Source organism: Edaphobacter sp. HDX4 (genome assembly GCF_036877565.1).
In the GTDB taxonomy this organism is placed as follows: domain Bacteria; phylum Acidobacteriota; class Terriglobia; order Terriglobales; family Acidobacteriaceae; genus Edaphobacter.
The window spans coordinates 1-13,800 of the sequence record NZ_JAEDXW010000002.1; the positions used below are offsets into that span (position 1 = coordinate 1).

12 protein-coding genes are annotated in these 13,800 nt (G+C 51.8%); 7 read left to right on the forward strand and 5 right to left on the reverse strand.

All coding sequences use genetic code 11. From position 1 onward, the window contains the following. The 5 genes from JAO29_RS02540 to JAO29_RS02560 all read left to right on the forward strand — a co-directional run. Positions 1-558 (forward strand): tetratricopeptide repeat protein (locus JAO29_RS02540; protein ID WP_334266608.1); only part of this gene is annotated, 558 nt, incomplete at its 5' end. Next, positions 555-2,111: a tetratricopeptide repeat protein gene (locus JAO29_RS02545; protein WP_334266609.1), complete on the forward strand. Its 1,557-nt coding sequence runs from the start codon at positions 555-557 to the stop codon at positions 2,109-2,111. The genes JAO29_RS02540 and JAO29_RS02545, both read left to right, overlap by 4 nt. 81 nt (positions 2,112-2,192) lie before the next feature. After that, complete coding sequence (locus tag JAO29_RS02550) at positions 2,193-3,455, forward strand: multiheme c-type cytochrome (protein WP_334266610.1); 1,263 nt, start codon at positions 2,193-2,195, stop codon at positions 3,453-3,455. A gap of 358 nt (positions 3,456-3,813) precedes the next feature. Next, positions 3,814-4,689, forward strand: a complete 876-nt coding sequence (locus JAO29_RS02555) for a ThuA domain-containing protein (protein WP_334266611.1) — start codon at positions 3,814-3,816, stop codon at positions 4,687-4,689. 63 nt (positions 4,690-4,752) lie between these two features. Then, positions 4,753-5,763: a hypothetical protein gene (locus JAO29_RS02560; protein ID WP_334266612.1), complete on the forward strand. Its 1,011-nt coding sequence runs from the start codon at positions 4,753-4,755 to the stop codon at positions 5,761-5,763. Between the two features lie 41 nt (positions 5,764-5,804). On the opposite strand, the gene JAO29_RS02565 is transcribed toward JAO29_RS02560, so the two are convergent. Continuing rightward, positions 5,805-7,427, reverse strand: a complete 1,623-nt coding sequence (locus JAO29_RS02565; RefSeq protein ID WP_334266613.1) for a CRTAC1 family protein — start codon at positions 7,425-7,427, stop codon at positions 5,805-5,807. A 433-nt stretch (positions 7,428-7,860) separates the two neighbouring features. Continuing rightward, positions 7,861-8,841 carry a hypothetical protein gene (locus JAO29_RS02570; protein WP_334266614.1) on the reverse strand — a complete coding sequence of 327 codons (981 nt, stop codon included), beginning with the start codon at positions 8,839-8,841 and terminating at the stop codon, positions 7,861-7,863. A 509-nt stretch (positions 8,842-9,350) separates the two neighbouring features. On the opposite strand from JAO29_RS02570, the gene JAO29_RS02575 reads away from it, so the two are divergent. Further along, a complete protein-coding gene (locus JAO29_RS02575) occupies positions 9,351-9,650 on the forward strand; it encodes a putative quinol monooxygenase (protein WP_334266615.1) in 300 nt (99 codons plus the stop codon). Positions 9,651-9,677: 27 nt separating this feature from the next. Beyond that, complete coding sequence (locus tag JAO29_RS02580; RefSeq protein WP_334266616.1) at positions 9,678-10,814, forward strand: Gfo/Idh/MocA family protein; 1,137 nt, start codon at positions 9,678-9,680, stop codon at positions 10,812-10,814. A 34-nt stretch (positions 10,815-10,848) separates the two neighbouring features. Here the strand turns inward: JAO29_RS02580 and JAO29_RS02585 are convergent, their stop codons facing one another. The 3 genes from JAO29_RS02585 to JAO29_RS02595 all read right to left on the reverse strand — a co-directional run bounded on the left by JAO29_RS02585 (position 10,849) and on the right by JAO29_RS02595 (position 13,765). Beyond that, positions 10,849-11,823 carry an aldo/keto reductase gene (locus JAO29_RS02585; protein WP_334266617.1) on the reverse strand — a complete coding sequence of 325 codons (975 nt, stop codon included), beginning with the start codon at positions 11,821-11,823 and terminating at the stop codon, positions 10,849-10,851. Between the two features lie 37 nt (positions 11,824-11,860). Then, positions 11,861-12,304, reverse strand: a complete 444-nt coding sequence (locus JAO29_RS02590; RefSeq protein WP_334266618.1) for a DMT family transporter — start codon at positions 12,302-12,304, stop codon at positions 11,861-11,863. A 351-nt stretch (positions 12,305-12,655) separates the two neighbouring features. Beyond that, entirely contained in the window at positions 12,656-13,765 is a 1,110-nt protein-coding gene (locus tag JAO29_RS02595) for a substrate-binding domain-containing protein (RefSeq protein ID WP_334266619.1), read from the reverse strand. Positions 13,766-13,800 lie beyond the last annotated feature (35 nt).

Consider the following 13,800-nt stretch of genomic DNA (forward strand, 5'->3'; position numbering starts at 1 on the left):
TACTCTGCTCACCAGCTGTTAGGCGAAACATACGAATATGCCGGTAAAGACGATCAAGCCCTCGCAGAGTACAGGATTGTCGCGGCATCTGCACCCGATCTGCCTGGAGTACATTATTCAGTCGGCCATCTCCTTATGAGGATGGGACAAGACAAAGAAGCACTCTCTGAGCTAATTGAGGAGCTTAGATTGAATCCGAGCAACGCAGAAGCGGACGCAGCTGTGGGTTCGATCCTTCTTGGGCGATCGGAACAGGCGGACGCCGTGCCCTACCTGGAAAAAGCGATTCAGCTGAATCCAGACCTTTCGGAGACACGAAGGCAACTAGGCAAAGCCTACTACTTACAGAAGGATTTCAGGAAAGCTGAAGACGTGCTGAGGGTGGCCCTTAAGGATGACCCGCAAGGTCTAGCCCATTACCAGCTAGGCCTTGTGTACAGGGATCTTGGAGATAAGATCGCAGCTCAAGAGCAATTCGCCATTTCTCGGAAGGCCAAGCTTGACAGCCTGTCGGACGCTGAGAACCGGATGACCGCCGTGGGAAATCTAAACAGATGATCCATTACCGCCAGATCGTAGGTGCAGGCCAGATCCTGGCCTGTGTTCTCGCATATGGGCAATCTACACCGTTGCAACTTGGAATTCTATCGCTTGAACGTGGAGATTACCCTGCCGCGCTCCGAGAATTGAAGGAGGCTAGTCACGGCCGCCCCAATGATGCTTCCATTCATAACTTTATTGGAATTACGGAGACCAAGCTCGGAGATATCGATGATGCCGATCGAGAGTACCAGGCGGCATCTCGTCTGGACCCTACACTTTCAGGCCCCTACAAGAATCTCGGATTCAATTATCTGAATGCTGGACAATATGAGCTCGCTGAAGCACCGCTGAAGACGGCACTGAGTTTGGATCACAGGGACCCCTTCATTCACTACTACCTGGCTATTCTTTATCTTTCCACTTCTCGAATAACAGAGGCCATCCTGCAGATCAGCCCGGCACAGGATCTTTTAGGAAAGGATGCATCGAACGCACTGCTGGCAATCAAGACCTGTCTGCAGTCTGGCCATCCTGATGAAGCCTTGAATCTCATCCATTTGCTCAGTCGCGGATCACTTTTATCGTTCGCCCAAGTGTATGAGGTTGCAAATCTGCTTACCGAACATTGGATGTACGTCGATGCCGTTCCGCTCTTCGAAGAGCTTGTACAGCGGCAACCAGGCTCCTGGGAGAACAAGTACAATCTCGCGAGCGCTTTTCTCAAGGCGAAACGGCCGAAGGATGCTCGGATGTTGCTTGTGCCGCTCTCTCTCGAGCACAAAGGAGATGCAAACATCCTTAGTATGCTCGGATCTGCCTATGACCTTGAAGGCAAGCCTGCCCTGGCTCTCGAGCCATATAGAAACGCAATTGATCTCGATCATAGCAACCCGAATCGCTATCTGGATTGCACGCGGGTTATGGTCGATCTAAATAGATTCGACGAAGCATCTGCACTCCTCCGGCGAGGTCTCGCGCTGGTGCCTGATCCTTACGTATTGAGGATCCGAATAGGTGCGATTGAGATGATGCAGGGCCATTACGAGAAGGCACGCGAAAGTTTCAAAGAAGCGCTGCTGGAACATCCAGACATTGCGTTGGGCTATGTTGCGCTTGCTCAAACCTACATGAAGGAAGCAGATAACCAAACGGCTATGAGTATTCTGATGGATGGACGTAATAAGGTGAGCAAAGACTTCGCTCTTGAGTACGTTCTTGGCCTTGTCTCTTTCGAGGTGGGGGAGCAGGAGCAGGCGTTAGAGGCCCTAACAAATGCAGAGCAATTAGGGCCAGATGTGGTGGAACCGCATTATCAGTTGGGCATGCTATATATGCAGCGCCATCAATGGATCGATGCGCAGGATGAGTTTAATCGCGTTCTCCGTATAAACCCGCATCATGCAACATCCTTTTACCAGTTGAGCCGAACATATGAACGAACGGGAGATGTAGACAAAGCCCGACAAATGGCCGCCCAGGCAAGTTCGCTTAACCGAACGCAACGCGAAGATGCGATCAGATTCGAGCAACTACGTCTAGGCATTCCATCAAATCCTGATCAACCTTGAGTTATTTGTGACTGAATAAACTTTCGAGTTTGCCCACCTTTCGGGCTTGACGCGACGTATCGATAAAGAGGAATCGGCAAGATGGTTCGAGCGGGTGGTGGCGCACTGATCTTAGTGGCGGTCGGGCTATATTGTCCCATTCTTCGAACTGGCGTGCAGTCTCCAGGGAATGCCATCGTGCAGGCGAATGCAGTCGGCTCGGTTGAGAATAGGCGAGGGCAGCAGGCCGACCACATTGCGGATGACGTTTGCCTGGAGTGCCACAAAGATAAGGCCACGTATACGACGACCGCTCATCCCAAAACATCCCAGACGAGCAGCAAATCGAGCATCCTCGGCTCGTTCGGCCTAGACGGCTCGAATATATTGATGATCGCGGACCCAGCTAAGGCTGAGGATTCCCCCGGCCTCTACTTTAAGATGGAAGAGAAGAACGGCAATCACTATCAGACTGCAGTGGCCGGCTGGCCTGATCAGTTACGTACAAGAAGCGAAGCAATCGATATCGTCATTGGGTCTGGGAAGCGCGGGCAGACCTACCTATACTGGCATGGAAGTCAGCTATATGAACTGCCCGTAAGTTATTGGTCGGAAGGCCATCGGTGGATTAACAGTCCGGGCTACAAAAACGGCACGATGAACTTTGCCCGTCCTATAACTCCTCGTTGTATGGAGTGCCATGCCAGTTTTATCCAGCAGGATTCCAGCGATATTTCAGCAAATCGTTATCAGAAGGACAGTCTTGTGTTTGGAATCACCTGCGAGCGGTGCCATGGTTCTGGCAAGGAACATGTCAATTTGCATGTCTCGGCCGGACCGCGGACCGGAGCTATCGAAGAAAACATTGTCAATCCTTCGAGGCTCTCCCGCGATCGGCAGGTTGATATCTGTGCACTTTGCCACAACGGCAATCAGGCAGAAGAAAAGATTCCTGCATTTTCCTTCGTCCCCGGTGAACGGCTCGATCGATACCTCCATCCGAACCCCCGGGATGCTGCAGAACACCCTGATGTGCATGGAAATCAAGTCGGCCTGTTAAAAAAGAGTCGATGTTACGCCTCATCACCGACAATGAACTGTTCGACATGTCATGACACTCATGCTCAGGAACATGAGCCCTCGTGGTATTCGTCCCGGTGTTTAACCTGTCACCAAGTGGAGAACTGCGGTATGTCAAAGACGATGGGAGCAAAGATCGCCGATAACTGTGTTGGCTGTCATATGAATGTAGAGCCAACAAAAGCTTTCAATTTTGATACCGCAGGTCAACCGTTGAGACCGGTGATGATAAATCATTGGATCAGAATTCCCGATCAGGTGAGTTCGGGTGCGAATAAAAACTAAAGGTTAGTCGATCCTCTTTAGCTTTGCCGTTCGAGATTTAGACCTCCTCTCAGCCTTGGTAAAGCCAGGCTGCTTGTCAGCAAATTTTACTTTGTAAGTCAACGGTAAGTTTAGTTCCTTATTGAATCGTCACTTTTGACAACAGAATCCTTGACAGGCTTTTACAGAACGGAGTAGGGTCGGGTACATAACCGGCTAGAAGAAATAAGTTCATTTGGGAACAAATTGAAAACGTGGCCTTGCATTTTAAACGTCTGATTATGAACCTACGTAATTTGCCATCGTATCCGAAGACGAGGGATGCGAACTCACAGCACTGGTTAGTCTTGAACGGCAGATTCAAATCTCAAGAGGCGGAGTGAAAGTGAAAAAGCTTATCTATCATTGCTTGCTGGTGTTATTTGTGACTGCTCTTAATCCACTAAGCGCCCAGCAGGGATCTACTGCTCCCGGGAAAAAGATTCGCGTGCTCATTCTTACTGGTAGCTCAGACTGGTCTCACCCCTGGCAAGGCACCGCACCCTTTCTCCAAGGTGCCTTGATGAACACTGGCCGGTTCGATGTCAAGCTTGAAGAGGAAGTCGTGGGTATAACGGCGGCGACCCTGGCAAACTATGACGTGCTGGTGAACTACTACTATGGACCTCGGTGGGGGGAAGTGACTGAGCATGCAGTAGAGGAATTTATTAAATCCGGTCATGGCATGGTGGGCATTCACGGTGTAACCTACGGCCCATTCTTTGGTCAAGCTGGTGGAAGTGCCAAGGAACCGCGTCGGATGGAAGGAGAGGCCTGGGCTGCATACTCTGACATGCTGGGCATGACTTGGCCGATTGACGATATTGGGCATGCAAAGCGCCACGTCTTTGTCGTCCAATGGATAGATCAGGAGCATCCTGTTAGCCATGGATTGCCGCCCACCTTCGTCGCTAACGACGAGCTCTATCACAAAATCCAACTGAAGCCCAATGCTCATGTGCTCGCTACCGCGCGTGACCTTCCGGTTTCCGAAAAGGGAACAGGCAAGGATGAACCAGTGGTCTGGACGGTTCCCTATGGCCAGGGGAGGGTCGTGATGACGGTACTCGGGCATGACCTCTTGGCAATGAGCCAACCGGGATTTTTGGATTTATTGAGTCGGGCGACGGAATGGGCAGCAACGGGCAACGTAGATCCGTCGACACCGACGCTAGCGCCTTCCACGAGTTTGCCAAGTCCTTCAAAGACTCAATAGATCCGGGATGTTATAGCGGTTTTATGAGCCGCTATCAGGTTTGACTGAGGAGTACAGGGCTTTATGCGTCAAAAGTTATTGGTGGGCCTCGTTGCTTTATTAATGTCAGCTTCCCGAGCGTGGTCTGCTCCTCCTCAAGCTGAAATCACTAACGGAATTTTAAACTTGCGTGTCTATCTACCTGACGCTGAAAAAGGCTTCTATCGCGGAACCCGATTCGATTGGGCGGGTGTTGTCGCAGATTTGCGCTATGCGGGGCGCAGCTACTATGGTCCGTGGTTCTCAAGGACTGACCCTAATATCAAAGACTTTGTCTATGACGGTTCCGACATCGTAGCTGGCCCTTGCAGTGCAATTACAGGTCCTGTTGAAGAATTCGCACCAGCGCTGGGTTTCGATGAGGCGAAGAGCGGAGGTCACTTCATCAAGATCGGTGTCGGAGTCCTTCTGAAACCCGACGATGAAAAATACGGTGCTTTCCGCATGTACCAACTGGTAGATGGTGGGCGAAGGACTGTAAAGAGGGGACAAGGCTTTATCGAGTTCCGACAGGAAGTCGAGGACCCTTCTTCAGGGTACGGCTACATCTATACAAAAACTCTAAGACTCACCAAGGGGCAGCCTGAGATGGTAATCGAGCACACTCTGAAGAATATAGGAAGGCTTCCAATCAGAGGGAACACCTACAATCATAACTTCCTCGTGCTCGAGAATGAGTCCCCCGGCCCCGCTTATACGATAACTCTCCCTTTCAATGCCACAATCGAGGAAGGTAAAAATAAAGATCTCATCGAAGCGCATTCCAATCAGATTGTGTTTCTGAAAACGCTGCATGGAAAAGATCGAGTGTTTACAGGGATCGAAGGGTTTGGGACTACCTCTGCTGATTACAATGTTCGGATTGAAGACAAGAACGTGAGAGCGGGGCTTGTCATATCCGGCGATCATCCCCTCTCGAAGATGGCCCTATGGTCGATCCGGTCGGTGTTAGCGGCAGAGCCTTTCATTGACTTCTCGATCGACTCTGGTAGCGAAGCATCCTGGAAGATCAGGTACGAGTATTACACTTTCTAGGATTCCTCTAACCTGCCTTGGATGCTGTTATCGCATTGCTTTCAAGGTAAGATCGCCTGTGCTGGCTTCCCCTCGACTACCGTATAGAACGTGTCAAGCACGGTAGGCGGAGCAACTTGCTGGGTCGCGCCGTCAGGCCAGCGAATCTCAATAGCGTCGATCTTAGTGGCGCTTCCCAGCCCAAAGTGCAATCGGGGGTCTGGATTAGATTCGAAGCTGCCTCCGCTGATCAGATCGGCGCGCTGGCGAAATCCATTGGCTGTGACATAAACTCTGGATCCGATCGCATCATGAGGAGACCTCGGACCCCCCGTCAGGCAGAGGGTTATCCAGTGAGAGGTCGTGGACAGTGCGGCAGACTGGCCTCCGCCGTTCGCCGGAGCATCTGCGACATTGACCAAAAGAGATGGTGTGACGTCCATGTTATTGATGACGACATCTATCTTTCCATTGTTGAATAAATCGCCATAGGCCATGCCGCGTGAACTTGCGATCTTTGCGAGACCACTTCCTTCTACTGACGGGACAAGACGCAACGATCCACGATCGTTATGAAAGAGTAGCGGCTTTTGTGCCCAGGTCGTACCCCAGTTCTGATGATCGACTTGGGGATAGACATGTCCGTTAACTACCATGAGATCCAGCCAGCCATCGTTATCGTAGTCGAAGAAGGCGTTACCCCAGCCAAGGAAGGGAATGGTAGCCTCTGCGATACCAAACTGATGCGCAACATCGCTGAAGTTGCCATGACCGTCATTCAGGTAGAGAGGGTTATAGTCGTCAGAAAAAGTGGTGTGATAGATGTCGATATTGCCGCTGTGGTTGAGGTCTCCAACGCCAATGCCCATGGAAGCGGTTTCAGCGCCACTTTCATTGAGAGCATAGCCGCTTACAAAAGAGGAATCCTCGAATGTACCATCGCCCTTATTGATGTAGAGATAATTGGGGGTAGAGTCGTCGGCGACAAGAAGATCCGGCTTGCCATCATTGTTGACATCGATAAAAAGGGAAGCCAACCCATAATATCCAGGAGCATCGGCAACGCCCGCTTTAGCGCTGGTATCCGTGAAGGTTCCATCACCGTTGTTGTGAAAAAGATGATCGGGTTCTCCCTTAAGGCCACGAGGACCACACATGACATCGATGCCACGGAATGTGCAGAAAGCAATATGGGAGGTTCGGCTGCCTGGCTTTGTGCCTAGTCCAACACTCGCGACATGGATGTATCCCGGGACGAAAAGATCGAGTTTGCCGTCACCGTCATAGTCGCCCCAGGTTGATCCCGTAGACCAACCATCAACTGCAACGCCGGCCTTCTCAGCAATGTCCGTGAAGGTACCGTCATGGTTATTTCTATAGAGTCGATTTTTGCCATAGTTGGATACGTAAACATCTGTCCAGCCATCATTGTCAAAGTCTCCGGCGACAGCTCCAAATCCCCATCGGTCGTTCGTTATTCCCGCTTTAGAGGCCACGTTAGAAAAGGTGCCGTCATGATTGTTATGAAAGAGAGCAGCCTGTGGTGGGGCTTCCTTGCCAGCGAGTGCGTCGAGAGTAGAGCCATTGACGAGATAGATGTCCAGCCAACCGTCATTGTCGAAGTCCAAAAGGGCAACGCCTGAACCAATTGACTCTAGGATGAGCTGTTTATCCGGTGTGCCCATTCTATGTGTCCATGACGATAGACCCGCTTTAGCCGCGTTATCTTCGAATAGGATAGGACCGGATTTCACAAAACCACCAGCTGTAATCGGCCGGTGTTGATCGTCCAGGGTAGGTGGTCGAGCATCCCCCGTTGCAGATCCAGAGGATCCACCATGTGCTGACGGCGCTTGTGATGTCTGGCTCATGCCTTCCTGTTGGCCGGCAGTATCCGCAGCTGTCTGAGACCTTGCCGCTATAGGAAGGAAGGCCAGCGTAAGCGCAAGAACGGCTAGTGAAACCACATTGTGAACTGGGATTGCGATTAGACGGCTCCATAAAGATCGGTATCGCTATCTCGAGAAGGCAGCATGTGTTGTTCCAGTCCGATGGCTGCCACTCCCGTGCATCGGCAAGGCAACTTTAGCCTCAGAGCGCCGAAATAGATGGCCGGAATCATGGCAAGATGTCCTCGAAGAGTATAGGAAGTGTAGCGTGACTTGTTCCTAAATGGGGGTCGATGGTCGAAGACGGCACCGAGCCTGCATTTGGACTTCCGCCAACTGAAAATTCTTGTGGAAGTACAAGGCCTTCATAAAACCGAGCGGTGGCGTTGATGGTCTCAGTCCCCCCGCCCGTACTGGGGACCCCTTCTTCATACAATTTCATTGCATCTGTCGCCTCGCTTGATTGAGCGGGGACCTTCAATGCCGTCCAGTATCTTTCTTTGGTCGAAATGGTGGCTGATCCAGCAGAGGGGATTCCAATAAACGTTCGAGTTATTTCTTCTACGATGTAGCCGCCATCGCGGGAGGGCTGCGCGAGATGCCATCTTAAGCGCCGATGCGAAGATTCTGGGTCGCCTGCAATCTTTGTATAGCTCAGCCATTGCCCAGCTACGTCGATACCGCTGATCGTGAGTGTTGAAGGAAGCAAGTGGCCCTTTGCTGCGACGCGACCGTTGTCCGCCGAGAATTCCCCGGTTTTCCCCATCAGCGATGTCGCCATAAAACTTGCTCTCCAATCGGCATTGGCAGGCCAGAACGCATCCTTCATCGGCTGAATAACTACAGCGATATGATTGTCTCGTGCAGGCGTTGCGTAGCTTAGCTCATAGCGTTTCTCCGTGCGAGATGTATTGAGCTTTGCGTTGGAGAGAGTCGACATTCCAAATTCCCATGTCGCATCCCCAATTTGGAGTACTGCATTGGTGCCAGGCGAATCCAGTGTGGTGTTTGCTATTTCGGATTCGGTGATGAGCCCGTTATAGGAGGCTAGGATTCTCTCTCGTCCTTTATGGTCATCAAAGGTGTAGACCAGAGTGAATGGTGTGCCATCCGGAATATGTTGGTAGGAGCTGTAGCCGAAGATTGGACCTTCCTCCACGTACACACTTTTGGTAGTTCCTGTGACAGCAACGCGGACCGTCGACGCCATTGCGGATGTCAAGCAGGTTGAAACGAGAACACACGAAGCGAAAAGCCGCACAATTACCTCACAGGGAAACGTCAAGCTGCACTGCGATGTGGCAGAAGAATTCTATACGGAGCGAGCTTCAAAGGAGCTCCGAAGTGGTGGCTCTTGCGGGTATTAAGTTCTATTGGGAACTACAGCTTATTCTTCTTTGCTTGACAGCCACCAGAGTGGAGATTATCTCTTTTTAGAGCTGCTTCCGAGTGCTTGGAGATGACTTCAGGCCATTCCCAAGTTCTTATCGGAACTATGCGAGTTTACTGCAAAAACACTCGATCCGGGCGCTTTAGGGGGTGTGCAGCTGCAAGGTGGTTCGTGTCGGATAACACTGCTTCCGCAAGTACAGGCTTTGTGAATAAGAATCGGGTGTATTTCTGTCATTTGTCACCGCACAAGGAAGTCCCGGATCCGCGGGTTTGAGGTGGGGGCTTTCGGTGGATGTGAAAAGCAACGGTCCTGAGGAGGAATATTCGATGGTGGATACGATCGTTCTGAATGTACATATTGAAGCAAGAGATGGGCGTCAGGAAGACCTAGCTCGAGAGTTGCGTGCGCTAGTGGCGCCCACTCGATTGGAAGTCGGGTGCTTGGCCTATGAACTACACCGTGATCCGGAAGATGAGAGGAAGTTCATGTTCTACGAACAGTTTGCGGATCAGGCTGCCCTAGATACTCACATTGCTGCTCCGTACTTCAGGAGATTTTTGAGCTATCGTGAACAAGATGATCCCGTGCTGGGCCAAACCGTAACACGATGGAATAAGCTCGCCTGAGTGCGATTGGGAAGGGACAGGATCAGCTTGGAAAAGATAAAAGTGGCAATCTTTGGCACCGGCTTCATGGGACGCGTACATACCGAATCACTGCGACGCTTGGGAAATATTGAAGTAATTGGTGTAGCGGGTTCGACCGCCGAGCGTGCCAGGGCATTCGCTAATGAAGTGGGCATCGAACGCTCAACCGGGGATTATCGTGAGTTGCTTGAAGATGACGAGATCAAGTCCGTTCACATCTGCTCCCCGAATGCCCTTCACTACGAGATGACGATGCGTTCGTTGGAGCACGGCAAGCATGTAATCTGCGAGAAGCCGCTCGCTTCTACGGTGGATGAAGCGCGCGAAATGGTAGCACTTGCTAAAAGGACCGGCCTCGCGAACTGCACGCTATACAACATTCGAAGCTACCCTCAACTCCAGAACCTGCGCCGAATGGTGGAGAATGGCGAACTGGGAGATATCCAGATTGTCCAGGGAGCCTACTCCCAGGACTGGTTGCTCTTCGACACTGACTGGAATTGGAGAGTCAATTCAGGGAGCTCACGTACGTTCGCTGATATAGGTACTCACTGGTGCGATCTGGCGGAACATGTGACCGGCCATAGAATCACATCACTGTGCGCTGACCTTCAGACATTCATCAAGACACGTAAAAGACCAAAACAATCTGTCGATACTTTCAAAGGAAAGAATCTGGAACGTTCAAAGGACGTGGAAGAAGTTTCCATCGATACGGAGGACTTTGGATCAATGATCTTCAAGATGGGCGGTGTGATACGTGGATCTATGACAACAAGCCAGGTATCCGCGGGGCGGAAGAACAGGCTGTACCTCGAGATATACGGCACGCAAGCATCGGCCGTTTGGGATGGAGAGCGACCCGAGGAGCTCTGGATTGGTCACAGGAAAAGGGCGAGCGAGCTACTCATCAAGGATTCTATGATCTTCCCAGAAGCTGCACGGAGCTATTCCGATCTTCCGGGGGGACACAGCGAAGGATACGACGCCACCTTCAAGCAAACGTTCCGAAGGTTCTACCGCACTGTGGAAGATCCAGGGGCACCGATCGAGTATCCGACGTTTGAAGACGGTCTGCGCCAGTTGGCTTTGGTTGACGCCGTACTGGAAAGTTCTAAGCAGCAATCCTGGATTACTTTATAACGTTGCGTTGCCCATTTCTGAGAGGGAATAGGTATTAGGTCGGCTGTATCCATCCCTGTTTATCGGTTGGATTTCCAGCCGTATCGAGCTTGTACATCTGTTCTTCGGTCAGGGTGAGGCCGCAAGCGGCAATATTTTCTTTTAGCTGATCTATCTTGCTTCCCGCAATAATGGGAAGAACCGCAGGCTTACTCTGTCGCATCCAGGCGATGATAACCTGATTCACGCTGCGACCGATCTCCTTACCGACTTCTATCAAAACGTTGAGGCGCTCGTTGGATTCTTGGCCTGCGAACTGAACGGGAAGGTCTCTTTCGGCGCGGCTGTATGCACCTTGCAACAGCACAGAATAAGCAACAAGAGCGACGTTTTCTGTAAGGGCGAAATCCTTGAGCTCTCGACTGATGACGATCTGTGGCCCAAAGTCAGCACCGTGCCGCGGACGAAGATAGGTGTATCGCTGCTGTACCACGCTGTAGGGGGTGAGGCTCTGAGCCTTCGCAATTGTGTTAGCTGCAGCGATGCGCCAGACCGCGACGTTGCTGGCCCCGAGCGCTCGTACTTTGCCTGCCTGTATCAAGCGGTCAAAGGTGCCCATGGTCTCCTCCTGAGGCACGTCTCGATCATCGCGATGCGCATAGTACAGATCGAGTCGATCCGTTTGGAGGCGTTTGAGGCTTTTTTCGCATTCACGTTCGATCTCCAAGGCGGTAAGTCCGCCGGCACAACCGGGATAGTCAAAGGCAAGCTTAGAAGAGAGAACGATCTGGTCACGATTAGTGCGTGCCTTCATCCAGGCGCCGATCACCGTCTCGCTCTCGCCCCCGTGACAGCCCGGAAGCCAGCTTGCATAAAAGTTTCCAGTGTCGATGAAGTTGCCGCCTTCGCTGAAGTAGTAATCAAGCAGTGCGAAGGTCGTAGCCTGGTCGATTTTACTTCCAAGCACGTCTGTGCCCATAGCCAACGCGCTTACTCGAAGCCCGGTGGTACCTAGCAATGTTTTATGCATTGTTATCCCTGCGCGTAACGAGAAGATGATGCGCTGTCTATTTGCTGTATGTCGCCAAAGCAACACCGGCAAGCATGATGGCAGCGCCGATGCAATTTTGAGGGGTGATGCGCTGTACGGGAGACCCTAGCCAACCGAAGTGAGAGATAATCATGCCACCTAGGACCTGACCCGCAATCAGGCTAATGAACATTGCCCGTGCGCCTACATCGGGCAGTAGCCACGCGATCGCAAAGACAAGACACGCTCCTAATGCACCGGCTGTTAGGAGCCAAGGGTTGACCCCTTTCAATCCGGTGAAAGCATTGGATTGCCACCCCGTGGCGCCGATAAGGACAGCCGTAAGCGCACCGATACACCAGAACAGAGCGTTACCGACACGCGGATTGCCGATGGATGCGCCGACCTTACCGTTCATTGAGAGGTGAAGTGCAAGGATGATGCCCAGAAAGATGGAAAATACTAACGAGAAACCCTTCATTGTTACTCCTTTTCTCTGCGTTACATCGGACGTTCCTGTCGAGGAGCTGCGATTTCTCCGATGTCGTTGCTTGAAAGCGCCTTACTTACACAGATTTGTTTCAACCGAATACCCGGCGAATTAGGTAGCAATGATCCCGCTGGCATGTGATTGAGCGTACCGTCGCGCCTAAGTTCCCAAAAGAACTTCTTTCAAGTGCTGATCACGTACGTGTATACCTTCGCGGTTTGAGCTTGTCAAGCCGTACTTGTGTTCACAGGAAGCCTCCTGCTAATTGAAACTCTGGCGAAGCAAAAAGTAGCCGCCGAAATTCGGCGGCTACGTCACGGCGACCCAGATTCCAGTGAGGAATCACTTCGCCGGAGCACGACTGATCAGTTTGTGCGGTACATAGTGACCTGTGGGAGCCGAACGCCCCTGTACGATGGGCAATGCGAAATTTAAGAGTTCGGGTCCATAGCGCTCGGCATGGAACGAGACCACACCAATACATGGACCTTTAGGATCTTTCAGGATTTCCAGAATGTCGGAACTCCCACCAAAGCCGACAATAGCAATTTGGCGAGCCCCCTTATTCGCGTTGACTGCATCGACGGCGCCGAGGGCACTTTCATCGTTGATTCCTGCGACAAGAATCCTACTGGCAGGACGCATGGTCTTCAGAAAAGTGGAGAGAGCCGTCTTGGAGATCGCTCTGTCCCCACCTCCGTCGAGGTGGTGAACTACGTTTTCCGGAAGTTTGTTCAGTCGCTCCTCCATTCCCTTTTGAACGCCAACGCTCCGGCTTTGCGTCGTTCTGCCGGCGAGAGGGGACTCTAAAAGGACAACAGCATCAACTTTGCCTTTCCAGTGACTGATCGCATGGTCCGCGAGTGCCAAGCCAGCTGTCAGGCCCGCCCGATAGTTGTTGACACCAAAGTAGACCGTTCCGTGATGGGGATTGACCAGGGAGATGAGTGGTATCCCGGCGCGGGCAAAGATATCGGAGATTACCGGAGCAACATGCTCGAAGATCTGGAACTCGATAGCCAAATCCACCTTTTCGGCGACCATCATTTCTGCATTTCGAATGGCAGTGTCAGCATTGCGGTCGTTGTCCCAGACGACGAGAGCGACGCCTGCCGCCGTTGCGGCTTTTTCCAGACTTGTTTGAATCTCTACGGCGAGGTGAACGTGGGTCGACAGGTTTGCGAAACCGACCTTTATTTTCTTTCGCAGACGGCTAAGCCGGTACTGCCGCCCGGACTGGCTCAGATAGTCTCGAACGACGAGTGTGTGGAGGATGCGGAAAGCACTTGTGTGCGGTATGCCTGTCCGCCGGACAACTTCTTCAAGGGTCAGCGCTTCGTTGACAGAATTAAAGCAGTCCAGAAGATCAAGGGTTTTAGCCACAATGGGCACCCAATACTTATCTAGTTTTCTCGAAGGCTCCTGTTGTTTTGCTGGCGATTTGCTCTTCATCGTGCCTCATATTAGCACCACTGCCCGTCAAGGGC

What these genes read in the sequence shown, in the direction of transcription:
- JAO29_RS02545 (WP_334266609.1), top strand. Translation starts at nt 555, where the DNA reads ATGATCCATTACCGCCAGATCGTAGGTGCAGGCCAGATCCTGGCCTGT.
- JAO29_RS02550 (WP_334266610.1), top strand. Translation starts at nt 2,193, where the DNA reads ATGGTTCGAGCGGGTGGTGGCGCACTGATCTTAGTGGCGGTCGGGCTA.
- JAO29_RS02560 (WP_334266612.1), top strand. Translation starts at nt 4,753, where the DNA reads ATGCGTCAAAAGTTATTGGTGGGCCTCGTTGCTTTATTAATGTCAGCT.
- JAO29_RS02565 (WP_334266613.1), bottom strand. Translation starts at nt 7,427, where the DNA reads ATGGGCACACCGGATAAACAGCTCATCCTAGAGTCAATTGGTTCAGGC.
- JAO29_RS02570 (WP_334266614.1), bottom strand. Translation starts at nt 8,841, where the DNA reads ATGGCGTCGACGGTCCGCGTTGCTGTCACAGGAACTACCAAAAGTGTG.
- JAO29_RS02575 (WP_334266615.1), top strand. Translation starts at nt 9,351, where the DNA reads ATGGTGGATACGATCGTTCTGAATGTACATATTGAAGCAAGAGATGGG.
- JAO29_RS02585 (WP_334266617.1), bottom strand. Translation starts at nt 11,823, where the DNA reads ATGCATAAAACATTGCTAGGTACCACCGGGCTTCGAGTAAGCGCGTTG.
- JAO29_RS02590 (WP_334266618.1), bottom strand. Translation starts at nt 12,304, where the DNA reads ATGAAGGGTTTCTCGTTAGTATTTTCCATCTTTCTGGGCATCATCCTT.
- JAO29_RS02595 (WP_334266619.1), bottom strand. Translation starts at nt 13,765, where the DNA reads ATGAAGAGCAAATCGCCAGCAAAACAACAGGAGCCTTCGAGAAAACTA.